Genomic DNA, 23,553 nt, shown 5'->3' on the forward strand with positions numbered 1-23,553 from the left:
TTCTTATATTTTTTTATTTTTCATATATTTGTGACGCATCATTTGAATAACACGCAATTGAGCAGAGACTTCTACTAATTCTTTTATTGCAAGTGAATATTCAATATCTGATTTTCTTTCACGTAATTTTTGTTCCGCTTTCGCTTTAACAGCAATTGCTATGGCTTCATCAAGATCATTAGCCCGAAAAATAGTATCTGCTAAAACAGTTGCCATTTTAGGCTGAACTTCCAAGATCCCACCAGATATATAAAACATTTCTTCTTTATTATTTTCCATAGTTATGCTAATTTGTCCAGGCTTTAAAGAGGTTAGGAGTTGACAATGGCCCGGATAAATGCCTAGCTCACCCATACTGCCTGTAACGATAATTTTCTTAATGCTTCCACTAAATATAGCTTCTTTAGGTGAAACTATTTCCAATTGCATCGTCTTAGTCATGTGTTTCTATCACTTCTTATTTTAGATGAAGAACTCACTAAATTTCCTCCTTGCCTACTTTAGGATAAACATAAAAACTAATCCAATAATCATTGATTGAGATATTCAGCTTTTGCAATCGCATCTTCAATAGTACCTACCATATGAAAGGCTTGTTCTGGCAGTGCATCGTATTCCCCATTAAGAATACCACTGAATCCACGAATTGTATCTTTTAACGCAACATATTTGCCTTGGATTCCTGTAAATACCTCAGCAACAAAAAACGGTTGAGATAAAAAATGTTGAATTTTCCTAGCTCTGTGAACAGAAAGTTTATCTTCTTCAGAAAGCTCATCCATTCCTAAAATAGTTATAATATCCTTTAATTCTTCGTATTTCTGTAGTATCTTTTGCACGTTTCGAGAGACCCGATAATGTTCTTCACCAATAATTGTTGGATCCAGTTGGCTGCTAGTGGAATCGAGCGGATCGATTGCTGGATAAATACCTCGTGCAGCTATCTGACGCGAAAGCACTACCGTGGAATCTAAGTGAGCAAAAGTAGTTGCTGACGAAGGATCTGTTAAATCATCAGCGGGTACATATACTGCTTGAATAGAAGTGATAGATCCTGTCTTAGTAGAGGTAATTCGTTCTTGCAATACACCCATTTCTTCAGCCAAAGTTGGTTGATAGCCAACGGCGGATGGCATACGTCCAAGAAGAGCGGAAATTTCCATACCAGCTAATGTATAACGAAAAATATTGTCTATAAAGAATAATACATCACGACCCTCATCTCGAAAGGCCTCTGCTAAGGTAAGCCCAGTTAACCCGACACGTAACCGATTACCTGGAGGTTCATTCATTTGTCCATATACTAAAGCCACTTTGTCTAAAACTTTAGATGCCTTCATCTCATAATAGAAATCATTTCCTTCTCGAGTTCTTTCTCCTACACCAGAAAAAACAGAATAACCATTATGTTCAATAGCGATGTTTCGAATTAATTCCATCATATTAACAGTTTTCCCCACACCTGCACTACCGAAAAGACCCACTTTACCTCCTTTGGTAAATGGACATAAAAGGTCAATCACTTTAATGCCGGTTTCTAACAATTCCGTGATATTCGATTGTTCAGTAAAAGTAGGAGCAGAACGATGGATGGGTAACCGCTTTCGTGCATTGATAGGACCAGCATGGTCGATTGGTTCTCCTAAAACATTCATAATGCGACCCAATGTTTCTTTCCCCACAAAAACTTCAATTGGTTTTTCTGTGTTTATTACAGTAGTTCCTCTTCTTAACCTCTCTGTGACCCCCATAGCAACAGTACGAACTACACCGTCACCAAGTTGTTGTTGTACTTCTAATATTAATTGATTATCTCTAACTTGAAGAGCATCATAAATCCTAGGAACAGATTTTCTTGGAAATTCTACATCAACTACAGAGCCGATAATCTCGATAATAATACCGGTCGCTATCATGTTCTTGTCCTTTTTTCTAATCATCTCTATTCTACTATTGCTTCAGTTCCTGAGATAATTTCTATAATTTCTTGTGTTATATAAGCTTGACGTGCTTTGTTGCGGATAAATTGTAATTCGTCGATTAATCGTTTGGAATTCTCAGTCGCATTTTTCATAGCTATTCTGCGAGCGCTGTGCTCGCAAGCAATATTCTCAATAATAGCTTGATATACTTGTGATTCAATGTATCGAACTAATAAAGTTTCCAGTAAATCTTTAGAAGAGTCTGGTTCATAAATGTAATCCCAATAATCTGCTGTTTCTTTTATTTTCTCATTGGTTATCACAGGAAGTAATTGATATATAATCGGTTTTTGAACTAATGAACTTACAAATGTATTGCAAGCGATATAAACAGCGTCTATTTTTTTTTCGTTAAATCGATCCAATATTACTTTGACTATCCCAATGATATCTTGCATTCTTGGTGTATCTCCTAGACGATTAGAGATAGCTATAATATTTCCAGTACGGCGTTGAAAAAAATTTTCACCTTTTCGTCCAATAATACACAAATCTATTTCAACATTTTTTTTTTGCCATCGATACATTTCTGTTAAAGACATACGAAACAAATTAATATTTAATCCACCGCATAGACCGCGATCAGTACTTATTATAACATAACCTATGCGCTGTGTTATTTCACGGTACGTCATATAAGGATGTGTATATTCAATATGACCTTTAGTAATATGACTAATAACTTTTCTAATCTTATCGTTATAAGGACGAGACGTAATCATACGATTCTGCGCTTTTCGCATTTTACTCACTGACACAAGTTCCATAGCTCTTGCGATTTTTTGTGTATTTTTGATGCTAACAATCTTACTGCGTATCTCTTGTTCTTTAGACATAACTGTGAAAAACCTAATACTCCGACTACAATAGTTATATTTGGATCTTTTTAAATTCTTCCAAAACAGTTTGGATCTTTTTTTCTATTTGATTAGAATAATGTAGATGTTTGTTAATTTCATCTAATAAGTTTTGGTGTTGACTACGAAGAAAATTTAATAAAGATCTTTCCAAACTTGATATCTCTTTTAATTCTATGGCGTTTAAATAGCCATTATTCACAAAATACCATAAAATGGCCATTTCTGCGACACTTAAGGGTTGATACTGAACTTGCTTTAGTATTTCTATTACACGCTGACCATGTGCTAATTGTTTACGAGTAGTTTCATCCAAATCGGATGCAAACTGAGAAAAAGCTTCTAGTTCTCGATATTGTGCTAAAGCAATACGTAAACCACTAATCAATGCTTTAATAATCTTAGTTTGTGCAGCACCACCAACTCGAGAAACAGATAAACCGACATTAATAGCAGGACGAATACCAGAATTAAATAAATTAACATCTAAATAAATTTGACCATCTGTAATTGATATCACATTTGTTGGAATAAACGCAGAAACATCACCTGCTTGGGTTTCAATAATAGGTAACGCTGTGAGAGAACCAGTTTTTCCTTTTATTTTTCCCTCTGTAAATTCTTCCACATAAAGTTCGTTAACGTGAGCCGATCTTTCTAATAATCTTGAATGCAAATAAAAAATATCACCAGGATAAGCTTCACGTCCGGGCGGACGACGCAATAAAAGAGATATTTGACGATATGCCCATGCCTGTTTAGTTAAATCATCGTAAATAATCAATGCATCCTGCCCACGGTCTCTAAAGTATTCTCCCATCGAACATCCTGCATAAGGAGCCAAATACTGTAAAGCAGGTGCTTCTGCAGCACTTGCATTGACAACAATAGTTTTTCTCATAACTCCGTGCTCTTCCAATTTTCGGACAACAGATACCACCGAAGATTGCTTTTGTCCAATTGCAACATAAATACATTTCACGTCAGTATTCTTTTGATTAATGATCGTATCGATAGCGATAGCGGTTTTTCCAGTTTGACGATCACCAATGATTAATTCTCTTTGACCACGACCAATAGGAATCATCGCATCGATAGCTTTAATTCCAGTTTGTAAAGGTGTATTTACAGACTTTCGAGTAATAACTCCGGGTGCAATTTTCTCTATTGGAGAAGTAAGAAAGGTGTTGATGGGGCCTTTACCATCAATAGGGTTACCTAAAGCATTTACCACTCGTCCTAATAAAGCTTCTCCTACAGGGACTTCTAAAATTCGTCCTGTGCAACGGACTTTCATTCCTTCCTTTAAATGTCTATATGAACCCATTATGACTACACTGACAAAGTCACGTTCAAGATTAAACGCCACACCTAAAGTGTGTTCTGGAAATTCGACCGTTTCTCCAAACATAACATTATATAATCCGTAAATTTGTACGATGCCATCTTTAAGATTAATAATGATACCTTCTGTATGCTCTTCAGGCTTAATATTGAATGATTTAATGCGTGATCTAATAATTTCACTGATTTCATTTGCTCGTAATAGATTTGCCATAAAAATCAAGCCTCTTTCAAATTTTCTGATAATCGAGCTATCTTTCCTTTAATTGAACCATCCATGACCCAATCACCAACGTAAATAACACCGCCACCTACTAAAGATTCGTCAATTGCAGTTTTTAGTTTAATTCTGGTATTAAAACGTTTTTCTAGTTTCTTCTTAATATTATTCTTCTGATTATTATTTAAGAGAATAGCTGACACGACTGTGGCTTCCAGTATTTTTCTAGAACTATTTAATAGATTTTTGTAGAGCAGAGTAATACTAGGTAGAAGAATTAATTTTCTCTTATTTATTAATAATCGAAGAAAATTTCCTAATTTTTCTTCTAAGAGAGAATCGGCTTCTAGCTTAATTTCACTAAGTAATTTAAGCAATATATTTTTTACCTTTTCATTCGGAATGCTTGGATTTCTAACTATTGCAATTATTGATCTGTGCTCAATTAGTATCGAAAGAACATGAAGCGTTTTTAACCAGAAATTTAATTGGCGACTCTCCTTGGCTTCTATAAAAAGAGCCTGAGCATACGGTCTTGAAAGTGTGAAATATTGGACCACGTTAAATGTCACTAATTAATTCATCAAGTAAACGATCATGACTTGCTTTATTTACTTCACGTTGTAAGATTTTTTGAGTGCTTTCTACTACAATATCGGAAACTTGTTTAAGTAATTTAATCTTTACTGTATTGTATTCTTGATCGATATCATTTTTTGCTAATTGTAAGAGTTGTGTTCTTTCTTCACGTGCTTTACTTTTAGCAACTAAAATAATGTAATTAGCGCGTTGATGTGCTTGTTCAATTATTTTCATTGCTTGTGCTTTAGTTCTTGTTAAAGATTCTTTTTCCTTTTTTTCTGAAAGCTTAAGTTTCTTGTATCCTTTTTCTGCGGCAGCTAATCCATCCGCAATGTTCTTACGGCGTTTTTCAAGGGCTTGCATCACCGACGGCCACACGAATTTCATTGTCAGTACAATAAAAATCGCAAAAACTAGCATTTGAATAATCAACGATGCATTAATATCCATTTTGTAATAATTCTTTAAATCTCTTCTATTTTTACTTAAGCTATATTAGTTTATGGTAGTTTTGCTGATGGCTTTTATTGCGGCATCTAAAAATGGATTACGAGCAAAAATCAAAATTAAACCCATTACTAAGGCAATAGCAGCAAATGCATCTACTAATCCTGCCATCAAAAACATGCGAATCATCAGCATAGTTGAAAGTTCTGGTTGTCGAGCTACACCTTCTAAAAATTTTCCTCCTAGTATACCGAATCCTATGGCTGTCCCCATCGCTGAAAGCCCAATAAACAATCCTGCTGCGATCGCTGAAAGTCCTTGTATATTTGAGATTAATTGAGCAATATTCATTAATTTTTCCTCTCGATATGTTTAGTGAAATTCTGTTGCGAGACTAATGTACACAATTGTTAGCATCATAAAGATAAATGCCTGAACTATAATAACCAATAAGTGAAATACCGTCCAAATTACGCCTAATGTCAACTGACTCCACCAAGGTAGCAATGCAATTAATATAAAAATTAATTCTCCTGAAAACAGATTTCCGAAAAGTCGCAATGCTAAAGAAATTGGTTTAACTCCTTCATCAATTAAACGAAAAATTACATTAATTGGCGCAAAATACCAACCAAAAGGTCTAGTTAAAATTTCCTTGATTAAACCAATAGCGCCTTTTATTTTAAAATTATAAAAAATAATTAAAATAAAAACGGTAACTGACATAGCAAAAGTTAAAACGGGATCTGCTGTAGGCACTGCTCTAAAATGCCTTATATTAAAAAAATTGATTACACGTGGTATCAAATCTACAGGGATAAGATCCATGAAATTCATTAAAAATACCCAAATGAAGGTAGTCAGCGCTAAGGGCGCTATCAATTTTCGATCACCATGAAAAGAATCTTTAACTGTATTATCAACCGTTTCTACGGCCATTTCCACAAAATTTTGCCATCTTCCTGGCACGCTGTCTGTTGCACTTCGTGCAATCGCATAAAAAAAAGTAAGAAAAAAGAAGCCAAGTACTACAGAGACTATAAGAGTATCAAGATTAAGCGTCCAAAACCCACCATTTGTAAACGTAAAATTGCGCAGATTCAAATTCCAATGAATCATATGGTGCTGAATATATTCGGCTGATGTCACATTGATTTGTAGCATATCTATTTATTTGCTATCTCTTACATTGTACTGTACGGATTTTATCATTAATGGTACAAACCAAAGTCCAAGCTGGCTACCAATATACCCAATAATAAACGGTTTAATAGAGATCGGGGTACACAAAATTGCCATAATTACCAAACTAGCACTTAACGCAAATTTAATTAACCCTTCTATATAAAAGAAATTAATCGCAATCCTTTTTCCTACTTTAGTATTGATAATATCAAATAGACGATAGGCAAAACAGAGATTAGGTAGAAGGCAAGTTATACCCCCTAGGAACACAGACAGACCTTCCATCAATCCTCGAATCCACCACCATCCTAGGACTATGATGATAGCAGCAATCGTTTGTAGTCCTGCCAACTGATAAACAATCACACAAAAACCCTTGGTCTTTTCGTTAAAAGTACCTCTTGTACAAAACCCCACCATAAAAAACGATCAAAACCACGCAAGATTATATAAATTTTCTATGGTATTAGCAAGAGCGTGTCTAAACAAATTTAGTGTTATTACTTAAGCAATCTTTAAATTTTTAATATTGGTTTACACGTTGGATAGAGCATATGTAATTAGGATTTATAAGTATAAATCTTTATTGTTAAGTAAAGTTATTGCTCATAAAGTACAGCTCCGCTTTTTCTTAGAGTAATCAAATGCTTTTTTATAGATTTTGTTCGTGCGTTTTATTCGCTTCAAAAACGTTGTATAATGTCGCGCATGAGCAGAAAGAACATTAGAACTCATTTACCACAGTTTAATTCCATTATACTAAGCAATGTAGAAGCATTTCTAAGTCAATTACTCAGTGATAGCCGAAATAGGATTAATTATCTTGTGATGTTTGGGAACAATCATACATGGAAAACTTTAATACAACCTTTAGAAGACATTGACGATCAATTGCATCGCTATTGGGCACCAATTAATCATATCAATTCAGTAACTCACTCTCAGACCTTACACGAAGTCTATCGTTTATGTCTTGCTAAATTATCAAAATATTTTACTGAAATTAGCCACCATTTTGGTCTTTACCAAGCTATTCAGTCATTGACAGATGATAAAGAGCATCAAAAATTGAATAAAATACAACGTAGAGTCATCGATAATAAGATGCGTAGCTTTAGATTATCAGGAATTAATTTACCGTATAGAGAAAAACAACACGTTGTGAAATTAACTGAAATGTTATTACAACTTCAGGATAAATTTGAAGAAAATGTTCTACATGCTACTCAAGGATGGTATAAGTACATTACAAATGAAAATGATTTGTGTGGTATGCCGCCTCATACAATAATGCTAGCTCGTCAAACAGCAGAAAAAAAAGCATTAAAATGTGGTTGGATATTTAATTTGGAAAGCTCTTCTTATTTGTCTATTATGAAATATGCTGATTCTCGAGCGTTACGGAAAGAAATGTCAACAGCATTTGTTACTCGTGCATCAGATCAGGGGCCGGATGCTGGAAGATGGGATAATACAGTCATAATAGAAAATATTCTTAACGCGCGTTTGGAATTGGCACGATCGCTTAATTTTAAAAATTTTGCTCAGTATTCTCTATTCAATAAGATGATTAAAGACCCCAAAAAAGTTATTGGATTTTTACATCAATTGATAGAAGATGTTCTTCCGGTATCAAAAAAAGAATTTACAGAACTTTGTGTATTTGCAAAAAAAGAATTTAACATTAAAAAATTAGAACCATGGGATGTTGCGTATGTATCTGAGAAATTATATCAGAAGAAATACACCTTTTCCCAAGAGGATTTAAGGCCATATTTCCCAGAAGCACAAGTTATTCAAGGATTGTTCAACATTGTCAATCGATTATTTCAAATTTCAATAAGGTCTATATCCGATGCGGATGTTTGGCATCCTGATGTACACTGTTACTCAGTATACGACGCAAAAGATCAATTATGTGCTTATTTTTATTTTGATCTTTATGCTCGTGAAAATAAGCGAAATGGTGCATGGATGGATGATCCTTGTTCAAGGCGTCAATTACCTAATGGAGATATTCAAATTCCTGTTGCTTTTATTACTTGTAATTTCCGTCCACCTATAGATAAGTGTTCTGCTCTCTTGAGTCACGATGAAATTGTGACGTTATTTCACGAATTTGGCCATGCTCTTCAGCATATGCTCACTAAAATTAATTATTTGGAAGTCTCTGGAATAAATGGTGTACCTTGGGATTCTGTAGAATTGGCAAGCCAATTTTTGGAGTACTGGGCTTGGCAAAAAGAATCACTGCTTATGATCACTAAACATTATCAAACCGGTAAAGCTTTGCCTGATGCATTGCTTCAAAGCATATATAGTGCTAGGAATTTTCACGCAGCTATGCAAATGACGCGCCAATTAGAACTTGCGCTATTTGACATGTACCTGCATGTAGAATTTGATCCCGCTATAAAAAATCAAGTACAAAAAATTCTTAATGCAGTACGAAAAAAAACTTGTGTCATACCTATATCAGATTTTAATCGATTTCAAAATAGTTTTTCTCATATCTTTTCAGGTGGTTATGCAGCAGGGTATTATAGTTATCAATGGTCGGAAACAATGGCTGCTGATGCATTCTCTCTTTTTAAGAAGAAAGGAATATTTGATTCTCATAGTGCTAAGAAGTTTTTAACTTACATTTTAGAATCTGGTGGTTCTGAAGACACTATGCGTTTATTTAGAGCTTTTCGTGGACGCGAACCAAAAATAGCATCTTTATTGAAACAAAAAGGTATTGTTCTAACTGATTGTGTATGAGTTTTATTTTTCAAAATAAACAGCTTTTATGCACAGTAAGTAAATTTAAGAATCTACATTGATATCATCAACTGTAATAATTCTACTGGTTGACATGTAAGATTCAGAACTTCTAATTAAAATAGACAAATATGTTAAGAAAAAATCTCAAAAAAATGATAGCACTAGAAGCTGTTCAATATGTTAAAAATGTTGATATTATCGGCATCGGAACTGGTTCTACAGTTGGTTATTTTATCGATGCGCTTGCTGGTATGAAACGGAAAATTGAGGGGGCGATAGCCAGTTCTGTTGCTACAGAAAAATTTCTTAAAGAAAAAGGTATTCCCTTAATCGATCTCAATTCCGTTTCAGATTTAGAAGTATATGTGGATGGAGCAGACGAATATAATGAGCATTTCTATCTTATAAAGGGCGGAGGTGGTGCACTGACTAAAGAAAAAATAATTGCTACTGCTGCTAAAAAATTCATCTGCATGGTTAGTGAAAGCAAAAAAGTTAATGTTTTAGGAGGTAAGTTTCCTTTACCTCTTGAAGTAATTCCTATTGCTAGAAGCTTTGTTGCGCGTGAAATTGCTAAACTGAAAGGGAGTGTTGTTTATCGCTCAGGGTTTATTACTGATAATGGTAATATTATTTTAGATGTTTATAATTTAGATATCGTTAATCCAGTAGAATTAGAAAAAACTCTAAATAACATTCCTGGTATAGTTAGCAACGGACTTTTTACCCATCGTCCCGCGGACATCCTTCTTGTAGGAACGTCTTCTTATGTTAAAATTTATAAAAGATTATAAATAATCGTGAAATTAAACTCTTGCACTTCTTGTTGTCCTGGGTATAATGGCTCGCTGTTTTAGCATTCATCTAGAGATTAATTAATTTAGGATGTATGTTTTTGTATTTACTAGTAAAATTTTAGTAAAATTGTAAAATGAGAAATTGCTGTCGTTCTAATAGAACGGCTTTTTGAGATAAAGTGAGATAAAGGAAGAGTTCATCATGTTAGTTCTAACGAGAACATTGGGTCAGCGTTTAATCATCGGTAACAATGGTAACGATGAAAAAACCGAAAAGAGTGAAACAGCTAAAACTTTAATACATTCATCTTCAACTGTCATGAAAGGTAGTCTCTCTAATGAAAAGATTATTATAACAGTTTTAGAAGTTAGGGGTAATCAAGTGCGCATTGGTATCGATGCGCCAAAGTATATTCCAGTACATCGAGAGGAAATTTACCAGCGTATTCAAAGTGAGGAAAAGATAACAACGTCGTCAAAAAAGACTGAAACAATTAAGGAAGAATAATGATTGTATAAAAAACAACTTTGCATATTTCTATAAAGCAAGGTAGAGGGGTTTCATTTTGACTTGGCGTGGTTTCTTTTGTTCTTCTAGGATTGGTCTTTATAGCATAGAACGGAAGTGCAAACTGGAAGTGTTATTTTTAAAAATTGTTTCGGATCTAGATCGAGAAAGTGCAGAAATCGTTCAACTTTTTAAGAACAGACGATGTATTTGGATAGATTCCGAACCATAAATAAAAGAGGGCGGCGTTATGTTCTACTAACATACCTAAACCGTCAAAACATTTACTAGCACCTTTAGATTTGGCCCATTGTAAAAATGGTAAAGCAGCCCTTCCATAAGAAAGATCGTAACAACAAGTTTTCGGTCCAATAACAGCGGATGGCAACGGGGGAAGCTTACCTTGATGCCCTAAGCTAGTGGCGTGAATGATGACGTCATATGGTGTTGGTTGTAAATCATTATAACCTACACACTGCAATAGGTTGTGTGAACGAAAATATGAAACTAGTTTATATGCTTTAGAGATTGTACGATTGACTATAACAATCTTTGACGATATCGCATCATTGGTTAATGATCCTAAGATACCAGATACTGCTCCTCCTGCCCCCACGATTAGAATCGATTTTCTAGTGAGATTGATGTTACAACGTACAAGATCCTTTTTTAACCCTAGACCGTCATAATTTACACTGTAGATAGTTGCTCCGTTATTGAGAAATAATAGAGCACTTGCCGCTTGTGCTTCTTTTGCTTCTTGGCTACTTTTATTTGAAATGTTATAAGCTTTGTGTTTAAAAGGAGCAGTAATATTCACCCCTTTGCCACCGATTTTTTGAAATTTTTTCAATGCATTAGCAAAACCATTTAAAGATGTCTCTATTTTTATATAGCAAAATATCTTATGCACTTGTGCTCCGAAAGCTTGAAAAATAATGGGTGATAAGCTGTGAGCAACAGGATTACCGATAATCGCGTATTTTTCCATATTTATTTTTCTCCTAAATAACTGCGACTGTAAAAAAATAATATGTTGGTCATTGTGTGCTTTTGAGAAGTTATTTAGGAGAATGGAAAACTTCTATTTTATAGTGATAAAGACAGTCTATTTCTTATAATAAAAGTCCTTAATATTTAAGGAAAACAATTAAAGAAAAAGATAGTAAGTTTATACATTATCTTTTTATTCTCTCTCAAATCTACATTCGGTATCTAATATTGGTTTCTTATCGAAAGTAGTATATTTTACAGAAATTTATGCACCTGTGACAAATAAAATGAGCGAAAACGGATGTAAAAAACAGAAAATAAGGTCTTATTAAGAACCTTTTTAATATTATGCGCATCTTTTTGCACCATTAAGTAGAATCATTATACAAACTAGAAAAAAATAATTTTAAAGTACTATCATTGATTTCATCTGAGACAATGGCATGGCCAATGTGATCTAAAAGAACTAAGTGTAAACGTCCATTGATTACTTTTTTATCTCTATGCATAATTGACAACAAAACATTTAAAGAATTTTTGATAATTGTTCTTGGTAATCGAGTAGGTAATGGAATTCGTTGCAATAGGTTTTTGATACGATTTACTTCACAAGCACTAATCATTCCTAAACTATGAGATAGTTGAGCTGACAGTACTAAGCCAACCGCTATAGCTTCTCCATGAAGACAGTATCCATAACCCAAAAGATACTCAATAGCGTGACCAAAGGTGTGACCAAGATTTAATAGGGTACGGTAGCCACTAATTTTCTCTTTTTCGTCAATGCTTATGATATTGCTTTTAATTTTACAAGCTCGTTTAATGACAATTTGCAAATAATTAAGGTCTCGTTTTAACAGAAAGGCAATGTTTTTCTCAAGGTCAAAAAAAAATTCTCTATCACAAATAAGGGCAACCTTAATAATTTCGGAAATTCCAGAATTAAACTCTCGTATAGGCAATGTGTATAGTGTATTCAAATCAATGATTACTGCTTCAGGTTGATGAAACGCTCCAATAAGATTTTTTCCAGCTGGATGATTTACAGCAGTTTTACCTCCAATAGCGGCATCAACTTGGGCAAGGAGAGTTGTTGGCAATTGGATAAAATTTGTACCACGTTGATAACAAGCTGCAACAAAACCAGTTAAATCACCTACGATTCCTCCTCCTAGTGCGATTAAAGTAGTGTCTCGGTGATGATTGTTTGTGATTAATTTATTTAGAATTTTTTGCCAATATCTGATGTTTTTAAATTGCTCTCCATCTGGTAAAAGATATTGATCACATTGAAAATCGTGAAAAATCATTTTTAATGATGTGAGATATAATGAGGCGATTGTATTATTAGTTACAATCATTATTTGACGACTCTTGATGTATTGATAAAGAAGCGATTTTTTCTTTAAAAGATCTATCCCAATATAGATAGGATATGAGGATTGCTTTGCATTAACAAAAATACAATCAGTGTGCATAAGTTGATTTGTAAACTTTTTGAATGTCCATCAAAATTTTCAAGGCTAGTTGATGAGGTTTTACTTCACTTGTTAAATAAGCAAAATCTGCAAGAATTTTGTATAAAAGTTCACGTTCTTTATTAAGCTGATACAGTTTTTCTTTTGAACTGTATTTAACGAGAAGAGGACGGGTATCGGCTCTTTTGGAAATGCGTTCTAATTGTACTTCTACTGGGATCGTTAGGTAAATGACAATTCCATTGTTAAATAAATGCTGACGATTAGTGTTAATCAATACGGATCCACCTCCAGTAGATAGAACAATATTGTTAAGTTTACATAAAGAGGCAATCGTTTTAACTTCTTGCTTACGAAAACTTTTTTCTCCATCTCTCCTAAAAATTTCCGCGATATTTATTCCAACGTGCTTTTCAACTTCGACATCTACATCATAAAAAAATTTTTTAGTCAAATGAGCAAGCTGTTTACCTACACTAGTTTTCCCAGACCCCATAGGACCAATAAGATAAATATTATTAAAATTTGTATAACGAATACTTTTCAGTGTCATATTCGAAGTAAATTGAAAAGCTATAATAACTTAAATTACAAGTTAAATTTTTCTGCTATCCACAACAGATATTTCGTATTGTACTGATAAAATTTATGCATACAAGTTTTCTTTCAATATCTCGGAAAATTCAGATCTTATAATTGTACTTGTACCATCTGTATTTCTGCAATGATTCAAATAACTTTGAAAATAGATCTTTGTAGAAGTATTAAAATAAAATCTTACTTGTTTAAACAATGACTGCGCGAAATATTAAATAATCTTTTAAAACACGTAGAAAAGCAATGTATTAAAAATAAAAAATAAATATATTTTAATAGTCTGAGAGTTCGATATACTGTTACTGTAAATCTGGAGTAGCTACAAAATATCGTCATTGACGCGAGGATATGTTTGATTCTCTGTATAACTCTTGGAGTATGATGAAGCATGGTTCTAAAAATTATTTGTCAATTATAGACTAGATTTAGATGTTAAAATTTACAGTGCTTGATGACTTCAATTGTTCTCTGATTGAGAGGTTTTTGTCTTGTTTAAAAAATATGTATGCTTATTATGTGGTTTTGTCTATGAAGAGGAAAAAGGTTGGCCTGAAGATGGCATTGCTCCTGGTACAAAGTGGAGCGATGTGCCGGGAAATTGGGTATGCCCCGAATGTGGTGCAATGAAAGCAGATTTTCAAATGATGGAGACGTAGTATATTATTAATTTACGCATGCTCTTGAGAGATGAACTGCTGTTTAAAAAATAAGATGAGCAAATTTATTTTAATGTGTATGCAATTTCCATTATTAGTTGACGTTTATGCTTTATACATTAGATAATGCGGTTTATGAATAGCAACACGTCGCAAGTATTATCTGAAAAGTCTTCTTTGTCCTTTACTGACGCTGCAGTTCGTAAAATAAAAGAGTTAATTAATGAGGAAAGTAAGTCTGGTCTTAATTTTCGTGTCTTTATCAAAGGTGGAGGTTGTTCTGGATTTCAATATAATTTTGCTTTTGATGAGACTGTAAATCCTGATGATTTTATTATTGAAAAAACCGTTAGAAAATTTGCAGAAAAAGAAAACGAGAAAAATAAAGATACTGGATATTGTCATCAAATGGAATTGGTGAGGCTTTTGGTTGATCCTGTAAGCCTTCAATATCTTATCGGAGCTGAAATTGATTATCGTGAGGACGTCAATGGTTCCCAATTTGTGATTCGTAATCCAAATGCTAAAACTACTTGTGGTTGTGGTTCTTCTTTTTCAGCATAGAAATTTTATTTAGATATAAGGTAGTTTTAGCAAGTTAAATAAATATCGAATCGACTGCTTCTACCTTTATAGGAGAAGGTGGGACATATGTCTCCTAATTTAGGAGAAATTCTTGGTCTTTTGACAACGACACGATTTTTTGCCTTCTTTAAAGCTGTTTTTAGGAGTTGATGTGCGTCTTTATCTTCTCCAACAACATGACGTAAAATTCGCATTTCTTTTTTAGAAAAGGCAGATTTTTTTTTAGTTGGATACATAGGATCTAAATAAATGACTTCATAAAAAGGAGTGTTTGGCGCTAAAAGATAATTGTATGCCTCTGTTTCAATTAGTTTTAAATGTAATAATTTAAACCATTCTGTTGATGTTATTGCGTTATGTAAACCTTCTTTTAACAATGCGGCGATGATTGGATTACGTTCGAGCATAGTCACTTTACATCCAAGATCGGCAAGTATAAAAGCGTCTTGACTTAATCCAGCTGTTAAATCTAAGACAGATAAATTAGAATGAGTTTTTAAGCCAATAGCGCGAGCAATTAATTGATTTCGTCGACAACAACTGCCATTATTACATAGTCTACGATTAGTTAACACCTTATTAAGAAAATCTACGTATACTGGACCAGCAGTAGGTAATTTAGAAGTAACTAGATGTAATTCAAGACGAGTAGATGTTACAGCTAATAAAACAGGAAAATTCTTGGTGGTAGGTAATACTAGTGATAATTTTAATTCTTCAGCAAGTTCTATTGCACGCTGTTGTTGTGATTTGTCTAAACAAGTAATAGCGACATTTGACATTTTAGAAAAATTTCTTAAATGAAAGTTTAATACACCAAAGGCAAACTACTACTTAAAAAAGAGCTTTTTGTTAATAGACCTTGATTTCCACGTTTAGTTTAAACTCTCGCCTTTCCTTTTGTTAATAAGCTCCTGATTGAATCATTACGAAAGCCATTTTACTTGTATACTAAAGATAGCGTGAGAGATAGGCAAACTATTTTTTACTTATCACCATCAAATCGTATTTTATTTGATAAAGGAGAATGCTTCGTATAATACTTCTTTTCAGCTAGTTCTAGTAAACAAGGTTGTTCAATAAATATAAGACATGTAGCACACGAGATCTTTCCTCATAAAAATATCAAAATTACTGAAAAATCAAATATATAATTATTCAATGTAAACCGTTAAGAAGTATTATTACTCGCATGAGAATTAATTTTTGCGTTTTATAAAATATCGAATGCTTCAAATATATGAGATTTATGTTTCGCATTCAAAATTCCAAAATATTAGATCTTGTGTCTCTATAGAAATAAATGTTAGGCATAGATTTTATAATATAATTTTTATTATAATTTATCTTGTTGCATGTCAAATGACATTGATATGCGCGAGTTACCAGTGTAGCCAGGCTATAAAAAGCATTACTAACATATTTCTAACAGCTTTAATATGTTATTAGTTCTGTTGAACTGGATTTTTTACTTTCTTTTAAGAAAATCGATTGGTAAATCAATAGAAAAATATTAATTATTGGTCACTGACTATCAATTAAACAGAAGAATTTTTGTGTGTTTATTGCCTTTATCGCTTGCTTTAGTGTATTTATTATAATAAAAAACAGCGTAAGACTAGAATTTTTGTCTGAACGATTTTCTTTAATTTCACATGAAACATTATCTTTAATATTCATTATTCTGTGTCTATTTTTTAATTTAAGGCAGAGGTCACATAGTTTTAATGTTGGCAAGGTATAAGCAAAATAATATTGCTCAATAGTTGTTGATTAAGCACTTGCTGATTATTTTGCTTATTATTATTAATAACTTAGTTAAATATGTCATAATAATCCAGTAGTGTAATCGTATCCCTCTTTTTGTCTTTTTAAAGTATATTAAAAGCAAAATTTTCAGCATATTTAACGCGTAGAGACTCTAGTGATTTTAGAAAAAAAAATTATTTCAACGTCAATTTTATCAGCTGATTTTAGTCGTTTAGGAGAAGAAGTAAGACAGGTAATCGCAGCCGGTGTTGACTATATTCATTTTGATGTAATGGATAATCATTTTGTACCTAACTTGAGTTTTGGTCCTGTGGTGTGTGAAGCACTAAGAAAATCAGGAATTGCTATTCCTATTGATGTACATCTGATGGTAGATAATCCCAATAAATTTATAAAGGCGTTTGCAAGTGCTGGAGCCAATTTAATTACTTTTCATCCAGAAACAGTAAAAAATGTAGAAGAAACGCTGGCATTAATTGATCGGGCTGGAATGCAAAAAGGTCTTGCTTTTAATCCAAAACGATCAGTATCATTACAGCTGTCTATCTTGAGGGAAGTTGATTTGATTTTGCTAATGTCTGTAAACCCTGGTTTTTCCGGCCAGTCTTTTATAACCAGTAGTATGAGAAAAATTGTATCTACAAGACGTTTATTAAAAAAGTCGAAGAGCAAAGCAATGCTTGGTATTGATGGTGGAATAAAATTAAATAATATTGCAGAAATTTCTCGAGCTGGAATTAATTTTTTTGTGTTAGGATCTGGACTATTTCATTCTTTAAACTACCAAAGGGAAATAAAAGCTATTCGACAATTAATTTAGATGTTCGCATATTGTCGAGTTTTATCGTGTTTCAACACATGGGATTTTATGTTTTTAATTTTACGTAGTTTTTTTGTATTGTGAGAGAATCGTTTTCTTAGTATTTATAGCATGAAATTGTCTGAGTAAGTCTACTCTTTTCACTTATTAGTTTCTTATAAATCCATATTCTCTACTTAACGTGATTTTTATAAAATACTAAGATAAAAGTAATGTAGATGATTATAGTATAGAGATAGGTACTTTTGCCGGAGCAGATGTGCTTTCCCGTACTAATTTAGGAACGAGATAACCTGGAAGGCGTTTCATCATTTTTTTAATCAGACATCTTGCTTCTATTTCACTTACTTCAAAGTGTGCGGCTCCATGTACTCGATCGAGAGAGTGTAAATAATAAGGTAAGACTCCGATTTCAAATAAATCCTCGCTTAAACGAATTAAAACTTCCGATTTATTGTTAATATCTTTTAACAAAACAGATTGATTAAGTAAAGTTGCCCTCGTCTTCTGTAAAGAAGACAAAGATTTTATAACCGATTTGTCAATTTCATTGGGATGATTACAATGCACAACAATGATAGGTAATAATCGCGTACAATTTAACAAGTTAAGAAAAGTGTCCGTAATTCTTTCAGGAATAACGATAGGCAAACGTGTATGAATACGAAGACGTCTAAGATGTGTTATTTTCTCGAGAGAAGAGATAAATTCAATTAGTGTGTCATCTTTTATCATCAAAGGATCTCCACCACTTAAAATAACCTCAGTGACAGAAGTGTTTGACCTTAAATAATTAAAAACCTGACTCCATCCGCGTTTTCCTGGTGTATTTTCTTTATATGGAAAATACCGACGAAAGCAATAACGGCAATGAATCGCACAAGCTCCACTGAGAGTAAGTAACACACGTCCGTAATACTTGTGTAAAAGACCAGGCATTATGTTGGATTGCTTCTCATTAAGAGGATCTATCTGATAATCAGGGAAATTCACCAATTCTTTTTTTTGAGGCAATACTTGTAACAATAGCGGATCTTTTGGATTCCCCTTTTCCATTCTGGTAACAAATGCCTTAGGAACTAGTAATGGAAATTGATCTGTTATTTTTTTTTGAGTTTGTTGTGAAAGCAATTTCAAATTGTTTGCGTTGAGAGTCACTTCTCGATATAACTCGCCAACATCAGTAATAGCTCCTTTTAACAGATATTGCCAACTATGCATGGACCTCTTCCCATATTTTATGATCTGAACAAAATGATATAAATAAATAATTTTAAAACTAGCGTTTACTCTCTCTACAAAAATATCAATCTTATTTTCTCAACAATCCTATAAGACAATTACTTATCTCTGTAAAAAAAGATATGTAGTAATTCATATGGTGTGAAGTTAAAAAAATAAGCATCAACTGTATTTTGAGTTAATTTTATTTTAGAAAAGTTAGATTCTATAGCATAGCAGTTGTTGCTCTTATGAGCTCGTTAAATACATAACGCTAATAATCAATTAAAATAAGTAATGCAAAATTCACCAAAGGTATAATAAGTTAGGTTTGCTTATCAATCCACTGATAAGTTTCAGAAATTTGAGAAAGGCAAGATTGGCATCTTTTATTATTATTACAACTTACTGATTTTATTATCAGTCGACTTACCTTTCCTTTTCGTATCCAATGTTCTAACATACAACGTATTATTTGAGGATTTTTACAAAAATATGAGGTTAATTCTTGTAAGCTAATGGTTTTACGTTTTTTTAAGAAATCCTTCAAAGATAGAAGCAATTTATATTTTCCTCGTGTTCTTAATGTCTTAGTTTCTAAAATGGGAGTTATTTTAGTCTTAATCCATTAATATCGTTTTTATTTTCTGTCTATAAAGTCACAATATCTTAATCCAATGATAATAATTATTAATACGGTAATTAAACCAGAAACCCATGATAAAGTAGCCCACGGATGTTGAAAAATTGTTAATAATTGATAACACATCACAGACAATATATAAGCTATACTTGTACTCCACATTATTGAAAATAAAGCCCAATTCTTACCCACTTCACGATACATTACTGCTACCGTTGAGACACATGGAAAATATAATAAAATAAACAAAAGATAAGTAAATGCGGCAGTATTCCCACCAAACTGTTTATACATGGTATTATACACTATCTTGTTCATTTTATGTGACGACTGTATCAACATAGGATTTGTAAAAATATTGTTTAATTGAACTAAATTTTTGGGTATAGATAAAATAGCGTTATGTAATTCTTTTAAAAAATTAAAATCAGATAAGAGTATTTGTTGCGTGTCTAAATGATTTTGTTTGCTGTACAGAGCGTTTAAAGTTCCTATTACAACTTCTTTTGCTAATATACCTGTTGTTAAACCTACTGTAGCTGGCCAATTATCTTTTTTTATTCCTAAAGGGGAAAATACAGGTGTAATTACACGACCGATAGTCGACAATAACGTTTCTTCTTGAGTAACATTTTTTACTAACGTTCCTGTTATGGTAAACGAATTCAGAATACTAATAATCACACAAACTGGAATAATACATTGTCCGGCTCGGAATAGAAAATTTTTTAATCGTTGCCACGTGTGATAACTCAAAGAACTTAATTGAGGTATGTGATACATAGGCAGTTCCATTACTAAAGATGCAGGCTTTCCAGGAAGAAGCGTACTTCGTAAAATTAAACCAGAGAAAATAGCTATTAAAACACCTGTTAAATATAAAACGAAAATAATAAAGGCACCATTCTTTGGAAAGAAAGCACTAGCAAAAACAGAAAAAATAGCCATTCGAGCTCCACAAGACATGAACGGTGTCATGATAACTGTTAATATTCGATCATATCGGTTTTCTAATATACGAGATCCTATCACTGCTGGTACATTACAGCCAAAACCTATAATCATTAGAATAAATGATTTTCCAGGTAACCCTAACATTCGCATAAAACGATCCATCACAAAAACGATGCGCGCCATATAGCCACAATCTTCTAAAAAAGTAAGAAATAAAAACATTCCTCCAACAATAGGAGTAAATGTAACAGTAGTATTTATTCCTTTTCCAACCCCGATAGCTAAAAATTTGATTGCCCAAATTGGACATTTCAAAAGTGTTAATATATGCACTAGTCCATCGACAAAAATAGTTTTACTACCAATATCGAAGAATTCTTGAAAAGCACCGCCGATATTAATGGAAAATACAAACATTAAGTATACGATTCCAAAAAAAATTGGAACACTTAAAAATCGATTTAACACAATACGATCTATCCGTTGTGTTATCGACTTTTGCGGTGTTTTTGTAAATTGTATTACTTCTTTTATTATTTGATTAATGACTATATAACGCGTATCAGCAATTAGAATATCGGGTTCTTCATGAAATGTAGTTTTAATACGATCAATTTCGTGTTTAATCAATCTTAAAACAGAAGATGATGCTCTAAATAGCTTTTTAACTAGACAATCACCCTCTAATAAACGTAGCGCTATCGTCTCTATTAAAAAAGTTTGATTATTATTATCGAAGGATATGTTTCGTGTAATCAAATCCACTGATTTATGAATTGCATCTGGTAGTGGTAAACGAAATTTAGAAAGATAAGGATTTTTTTTTAATCTCAAAATAGTTTTCTTTAAAAAATTAATCCCTTGATGTTTTCGGGCAACTAAATTGATAACTGGAGAATCTAATAATACACTGAACTGTTTGAGATCTAGTTTTAAACCACGTTTTTTTACAACATCCATCATATTTACGGCCAGAATTACTGGAACATTCATTTCTAATAACTGCAAAGTAAGATATAAATTACGTTCAAGATTGCTTCCATCGATAACATTTACAATGATGTCAAACCTATTAGACAATAAATATTGACAAGTGATTTTTTCGTCGATCGCATCTGATGTTATATTAGTTGAATAAATTCCGGGCAAATCCACTACCTGAACCAACAAATTCTGGTGTTGAAAAAATCCATGTTTCACGTCAATTGTTACTCCTGGCCAATTGCCTACACGCTGATAACTATCCGTTAATGCATTAAATACAGCGGTTTTTCCACAATTTGGATTACCAACCAAAGACACAACGAAATGATTATTCATCCAAATACCTGTTCAATTATCAACTGCATAGCTTCATCTTTTCGAAGAATAAGGTAAAAATTACGCACTTGTATTTGAATTGGATCTCCAAGAGGAGCTTTTCGAATTACTAAAAATTGAGTATTTGGGACGAGGCCCATGGCAAGCAATTTTTGTCGGTAAAATATATTACCTGTATAATATCCACAAACCCTACCAATATCACCAGCACGCAGATCAGAAAGAATTAACACCTTTTCTCTCACAAATAAGAATTTTAAAAAAATGAAAGAACACTTATTATCTCCATAACTTTAAACCAGTGTCAACATAATTGAGAATGATTCTCGTTAGAGAAATTATTCATTTTTTAAAAACTACCTTTAATTATGAAAATTTGTAGAGAAAAGAAGAAAGAAATTAAAATTTAAAGAATTGTCTGTCTTTATATAATTAAAGAACTTGAAAACAATCTATGTGCTTTATTTCTTTTGGAAAGAAGTGTTACATGATTTTTCTAAGGATTTGTCATAATAAAATTGCGAATAATTAGGGATTTTCCAAACTAAGAATACCAGAATTGTAGTCATAGGCGAAAATTTCCGCATATCGACCCCAGTCAATAATGGTAGTCAAAACTGCATCGGCTGCTTGTTCACTTAAGTAGTTTTCAAGATTATCTAGAAAATACTCCTCGGAAATTTCATGATTTGGATGTTCGTTTAATTCTTGATGAATGCGATTTGCCAGTGGAATATGTTCAATTAAATGTCTTGCAAATATCTTTTTACGTTCTAAAATATTTGCTTCTACTAACTGTCGTCCTGCTATTGTCAATTCGATGTCTCCTCCGGAGACTTGAGCGAAATTTAAAATCTCAAGTGCTTCTATAATAGGAAATAACTCATTAATTTCATAATGTAGTTCTTCCGTCAATTTAGGTAAATCTACTTTTTTTTGCTTATAAGAAGCTAATGTTTCTATAAAACCCATCATCTCAGAAATAGGCACTTGCGGCAATCGATAACCGATATCGATTGCCCTGAATTTAATTGCTTCTGGAATAGTTTCTACTGTTGATTTTGTCATTAAACTATAAATATTATCCACAATTTGATGAAATTGTGGATCTTGATCATTTCGTGGATGCGGTAAATCTACTTTTATTTCTGCACGAACGATTCCCGGATTAATCGAAAACACCAAAATGCGATCTGCCAAAAACGCAGCTTCTTCGATGTTATGAGTCACGATAATAACATTACTAATATTAGTTTTTCCAGAACGCCATATATTAATTAAATCACTTCGTAAATTTTCAGCTGTTAAAACATCTAAGGCTGAAAAAGGCTCATCCATTAATAACACTTCTGGATCCACAACTAAAGCTCTTGCCAATCCAACTCTTTGCGCCATACCACCGGATAATTCCTTGGGATAAGCAGATTCAAAACCATCAAGACCAACAATATCAATAGCCTTAAGAGCACGAGTTCGACGCTCCTCACGAGGCACACCCCTTGCTTCTAAACCTAGTTCGACATTTTCTAATACGGTAAGCCACGGCATCAGTGCAAAATGTTGAAACACCATACTTAGTCCAGGGACAGGTGTAACAATGGGCTGATCGTGATAAAGAACTACTCCCGATGAAGGTTTAATTAAGCCTGCAATAATTCGCAATAATGTAGATTTTCCAGATCCAGATTTCCCTAAAATCGTAATAATTTCTCCCTTATTTAAATTAAAATTTATATGATTTAATACTAATAAATCTTGTAAACCTTTTTTCTTAAAAAATTTACTCACATTTTTAACTTTAATAATAGAACAACTGCTTGTCATATAG

Annotated in this window: 24 protein-coding genes; 6 read left to right on the forward strand and 18 right to left on the reverse strand. The window is 32.9% G+C overall.

Annotated features, from left to right (window positions below; translation table 11 throughout):
• Window positions 1-3 precede the first annotated feature (3 nt).
• The 9 genes from Z664_RS00065 to Z664_RS00105 form a co-directional block, all read right to left on the reverse strand.
• Window positions 4-441 (reverse strand): F0F1 ATP synthase subunit epsilon, encoded by a 438-nt coding sequence (locus Z664_RS00065; protein ID WP_039669738.1) that lies wholly within the window; start codon window positions 439-441, stop codon window positions 4-6.
• Between the two features lie 89 nt (window positions 442-530).
• Window positions 531-1,940: a F0F1 ATP synthase subunit beta gene (atpD, locus tag Z664_RS00070; protein WP_174401637.1), complete on the reverse strand. Its 1,410-nt coding sequence runs from the start codon at window positions 1,938-1,940 to the stop codon at window positions 531-533.
• A 2-nt stretch (window positions 1,941-1,942) separates the two neighbouring features.
• Window positions 1,943-2,818: a F0F1 ATP synthase subunit gamma gene (gene atpG / locus Z664_RS00075; RefSeq protein WP_039669739.1), complete on the reverse strand. Its 876-nt coding sequence runs from the start codon at window positions 2,816-2,818 to the stop codon at window positions 1,943-1,945.
• Window positions 2,819-2,852: 34 nt separating this feature from the next.
• Entirely contained in the window at window positions 2,853-4,397 is a 1,545-nt protein-coding gene (atpA, locus tag Z664_RS00080) for a F0F1 ATP synthase subunit alpha (RefSeq protein WP_039669740.1), read from the reverse strand.
• Window positions 4,398-4,402: 5 nt separating this feature from the next.
• On the reverse strand, window positions 4,403-4,975 hold the full coding sequence (locus Z664_RS00085) for a F0F1 ATP synthase subunit delta (protein WP_052246295.1): 573 nt from the start codon (window positions 4,973-4,975) through the stop codon (window positions 4,403-4,405).
• Window positions 4,965-5,435: a F0F1 ATP synthase subunit B gene (locus Z664_RS00090; protein WP_039669741.1), complete on the reverse strand. Its 471-nt coding sequence runs from the start codon at window positions 5,433-5,435 to the stop codon at window positions 4,965-4,967. The genes Z664_RS00085 and Z664_RS00090 overlap by 11 nt, the downstream gene beginning before the upstream one ends.
• Before the next feature lie 45 nt (window positions 5,436-5,480).
• A complete protein-coding gene (atpE, locus tag Z664_RS00095) occupies window positions 5,481-5,783 on the reverse strand; it encodes a F0F1 ATP synthase subunit C (protein WP_039669742.1) in 303 nt (100 codons plus the stop codon).
• 21 nt (window positions 5,784-5,804) lie between these two features.
• Complete coding sequence (gene atpB / locus Z664_RS00100) at window positions 5,805-6,596, reverse strand: F0F1 ATP synthase subunit A (protein WP_039669743.1); 792 nt, start codon at window positions 6,594-6,596, stop codon at window positions 5,805-5,807.
• A 6-nt stretch (window positions 6,597-6,602) separates the two neighbouring features.
• The gene (locus Z664_RS00105; RefSeq protein ID WP_052246296.1) at window positions 6,603-7,037 is read right to left on the reverse strand and encodes an ATP synthase subunit I; all 435 of its coding nucleotides are present in this window, start codon (window positions 7,035-7,037) and stop codon (window positions 6,603-6,605) included.
• Between the two features lie 408 nt (window positions 7,038-7,445).
• Between Z664_RS00105 and Z664_RS00110 the strand changes: the two genes are divergently transcribed.
• From Z664_RS00110 to Z664_RS03155, 3 genes are all read left to right on the forward strand, one after another.
• Window positions 7,446-9,380: a M3 family metallopeptidase gene (locus tag Z664_RS00110; RefSeq protein ID WP_245591075.1), complete on the forward strand. Its 1,935-nt coding sequence runs from the start codon at window positions 7,446-7,448 to the stop codon at window positions 9,378-9,380.
• A 131-nt stretch (window positions 9,381-9,511) separates the two neighbouring features.
• Window positions 9,512-10,177: a ribose-5-phosphate isomerase RpiA gene (gene rpiA, locus Z664_RS00115; protein WP_039669744.1), complete on the forward strand. Its 666-nt coding sequence runs from the start codon at window positions 9,512-9,514 to the stop codon at window positions 10,175-10,177.
• A 205-nt stretch (window positions 10,178-10,382) separates the two neighbouring features.
• On the forward strand, window positions 10,383-10,688 hold the full coding sequence (locus Z664_RS03155; protein ID WP_084588718.1) for a carbon storage regulator: 306 nt from the start codon (window positions 10,383-10,385) through the stop codon (window positions 10,686-10,688).
• Window positions 10,689-10,845: 157 nt separating this feature from the next.
• Here Z664_RS03155 and aroE read toward each other — a convergent pair whose 3' ends face one another.
• From aroE to Z664_RS00135, 3 genes are all read right to left on the reverse strand, one after another.
• Window positions 10,846-11,679 (reverse strand): shikimate dehydrogenase, encoded by an 834-nt coding sequence (gene aroE, locus Z664_RS00125; RefSeq protein WP_039669745.1) that lies wholly within the window; start codon window positions 11,677-11,679, stop codon window positions 10,846-10,848.
• Window positions 11,680-12,049: 370 nt separating this feature from the next.
• On the reverse strand, window positions 12,050-13,159 hold the full coding sequence (gene aroB, locus Z664_RS00130) for a 3-dehydroquinate synthase (protein ID WP_039669746.1): 1,110 nt from the start codon (window positions 13,157-13,159) through the stop codon (window positions 12,050-12,052).
• Window positions 13,149-13,712, reverse strand: coding sequence for a shikimate kinase (locus tag Z664_RS00135; RefSeq protein ID WP_052246297.1), 564 nt, complete (start codon window positions 13,710-13,712; stop codon window positions 13,149-13,151). The genes aroB and Z664_RS00135 overlap by 11 nt, the downstream gene beginning before the upstream one ends.
• 532 nt (window positions 13,713-14,244) lie before the next feature.
• On the opposite strand from Z664_RS00135, the gene Z664_RS00140 reads away from it, so the two are divergent.
• Both Z664_RS00140 and erpA read left to right on the forward strand, forming a co-directional pair.
• Window positions 14,245-14,412, forward strand: a complete 168-nt coding sequence (locus tag Z664_RS00140) for a rubredoxin (protein ID WP_039669747.1) — start codon at window positions 14,245-14,247, stop codon at window positions 14,410-14,412.
• Window positions 14,413-14,547: 135 nt separating this feature from the next.
• Entirely contained in the window at window positions 14,548-14,976 is a 429-nt protein-coding gene (gene erpA / locus Z664_RS00145) for an iron-sulfur cluster insertion protein ErpA (RefSeq protein WP_039669748.1), read from the forward strand.
• 26 nt (window positions 14,977-15,002) lie between these two features.
• On the opposite strand, the gene Z664_RS00150 is transcribed toward erpA, so the two are convergent.
• Window positions 15,003-15,779 carry a class I SAM-dependent methyltransferase gene (locus tag Z664_RS00150; protein ID WP_039669749.1) on the reverse strand — a complete coding sequence of 259 codons (777 nt, stop codon included), beginning with the start codon at window positions 15,777-15,779 and terminating at the stop codon, window positions 15,003-15,005.
• A 1,142-nt stretch (window positions 15,780-16,921) separates the two neighbouring features.
• On the opposite strand from Z664_RS00150, the gene rpe reads away from it, so the two are divergent.
• Window positions 16,922-17,587, forward strand: a complete 666-nt coding sequence (gene rpe / locus Z664_RS00155; protein ID WP_230206106.1) for a ribulose-phosphate 3-epimerase — start codon at window positions 16,922-16,924, stop codon at window positions 17,585-17,587.
• Window positions 17,588-17,809: 222 nt separating this feature from the next.
• Here the strand turns inward: rpe and epmB are convergent, their stop codons facing one another.
• The 5 genes from epmB to Z664_RS00175 form a co-directional block, all read right to left on the reverse strand.
• The gene (epmB, locus tag Z664_RS00160) at window positions 17,810-18,808 is read right to left on the reverse strand and encodes an EF-P beta-lysylation protein EpmB (RefSeq protein ID WP_039669750.1); all 999 of its coding nucleotides are present in this window, start codon (window positions 18,806-18,808) and stop codon (window positions 17,810-17,812) included.
• Window positions 18,809-19,133: 325 nt separating this feature from the next.
• Window positions 19,134-19,370, reverse strand: coding sequence for a FeoC-like transcriptional regulator (locus Z664_RS03055; protein ID WP_084588719.1), 237 nt, complete (start codon window positions 19,368-19,370; stop codon window positions 19,134-19,136).
• Window positions 19,371-19,448: 78 nt separating this feature from the next.
• Window positions 19,449-21,725 carry a Fe(2+) transporter permease subunit FeoB gene (feoB, locus tag Z664_RS00165; protein WP_039669751.1) on the reverse strand — a complete coding sequence of 759 codons (2,277 nt, stop codon included), beginning with the start codon at window positions 21,723-21,725 and terminating at the stop codon, window positions 19,449-19,451.
• Window positions 21,722-21,970, reverse strand: a complete 249-nt coding sequence (locus tag Z664_RS00170) for a FeoA family protein (RefSeq protein WP_245591076.1) — start codon at window positions 21,968-21,970, stop codon at window positions 21,722-21,724. The genes feoB and Z664_RS00170 overlap by 4 nt, the downstream gene beginning before the upstream one ends.
• Before the next feature lie 283 nt (window positions 21,971-22,253).
• Window positions 22,254-23,549: an ABC transporter ATP-binding protein gene (locus Z664_RS00175; protein WP_039669753.1), complete on the reverse strand. Its 1,296-nt coding sequence runs from the start codon at window positions 23,547-23,549 to the stop codon at window positions 22,254-22,256.
• Window positions 23,550-23,553 lie beyond the last annotated feature (4 nt).

The sequence above is a fragment of the Coxiella endosymbiont of Amblyomma americanum genome (genome assembly GCF_000815025.1).
In the GTDB taxonomy this organism is placed as follows: Bacteria; Pseudomonadota; Gammaproteobacteria; order Coxiellales; family Coxiellaceae; genus Coxiella.

Coding starts and splice junctions, on each gene's coding strand:
- Z664_RS00065 (WP_039669738.1), bottom strand. CDS start 441: ATGACTAAGACGATGCAATTGGAAATAGTTTCACCTAAAGAAGCTATA.
- atpD (WP_174401637.1), bottom strand. CDS start 1,940: ATGATTAGAAAAAAGGACAAGAACATGATAGCGACCGGTATTATTATC.
- atpG (WP_039669739.1), bottom strand. CDS start 2,818: ATGTCTAAAGAACAAGAGATACGCAGTAAGATTGTTAGCATCAAAAAT.
- atpA (WP_039669740.1), bottom strand. CDS start 4,397: ATGGCAAATCTATTACGAGCAAATGAAATCAGTGAAATTATTAGATCA.
- Z664_RS00090 (WP_039669741.1), bottom strand. CDS start 5,435: ATGGATATTAATGCATCGTTGATTATTCAAATGCTAGTTTTTGCGATT.
- atpE (WP_039669742.1), bottom strand. CDS start 5,783: ATGAATATTGCTCAATTAATCTCAAATATACAAGGACTTTCAGCGATC.
- atpB (WP_039669743.1), bottom strand. CDS start 6,596: ATGCTACAAATCAATGTGACATCAGCCGAATATATTCAGCACCATATG.
- Z664_RS00105 (WP_052246296.1), bottom strand. CDS start 7,037: ATGGTGGGGTTTTGTACAAGAGGTACTTTTAACGAAAAGACCAAGGGT.
- Z664_RS00110 (WP_245591075.1), top strand. CDS start 7,446: ATGTTTGGGAACAATCATACATGGAAAACTTTAATACAACCTTTAGAA.
- rpiA (WP_039669744.1), top strand. CDS start 9,512: ATGTTAAGAAAAAATCTCAAAAAAATGATAGCACTAGAAGCTGTTCAA.
- Z664_RS03155 (WP_084588718.1), top strand. CDS start 10,383: ATGTTAGTTCTAACGAGAACATTGGGTCAGCGTTTAATCATCGGTAAC.
- aroE (WP_039669745.1), bottom strand. CDS start 11,679: ATGGAAAAATACGCGATTATCGGTAATCCTGTTGCTCACAGCTTATCA.
- aroB (WP_039669746.1), bottom strand. CDS start 13,159: ATGCACACTGATTGTATTTTTGTTAATGCAAAGCAATCCTCATATCCT.
- Z664_RS00135 (WP_052246297.1), bottom strand. CDS start 13,712: ATGACACTGAAAAGTATTCGTTATACAAATTTTAATAATATTTATCTT.
- erpA (WP_039669748.1), top strand. CDS start 14,548: ATGAATAGCAACACGTCGCAAGTATTATCTGAAAAGTCTTCTTTGTCC.
- Z664_RS00150 (WP_039669749.1), bottom strand. CDS start 15,779: ATGTCAAATGTCGCTATTACTTGTTTAGACAAATCACAACAACAGCGT.
- epmB (WP_039669750.1), bottom strand. CDS start 18,808: ATGCATAGTTGGCAATATCTGTTAAAAGGAGCTATTACTGATGTTGGC.
- feoB (WP_039669751.1), bottom strand. CDS start 21,725: ATGAATAATCATTTCGTTGTGTCTTTGGTTGGTAATCCAAATTGTGGA.
- Z664_RS00175 (WP_039669753.1), bottom strand. CDS start 23,549: ATGACAAGCAGTTGTTCTATTATTAAAGTTAAAAATGTGAGTAAATTT.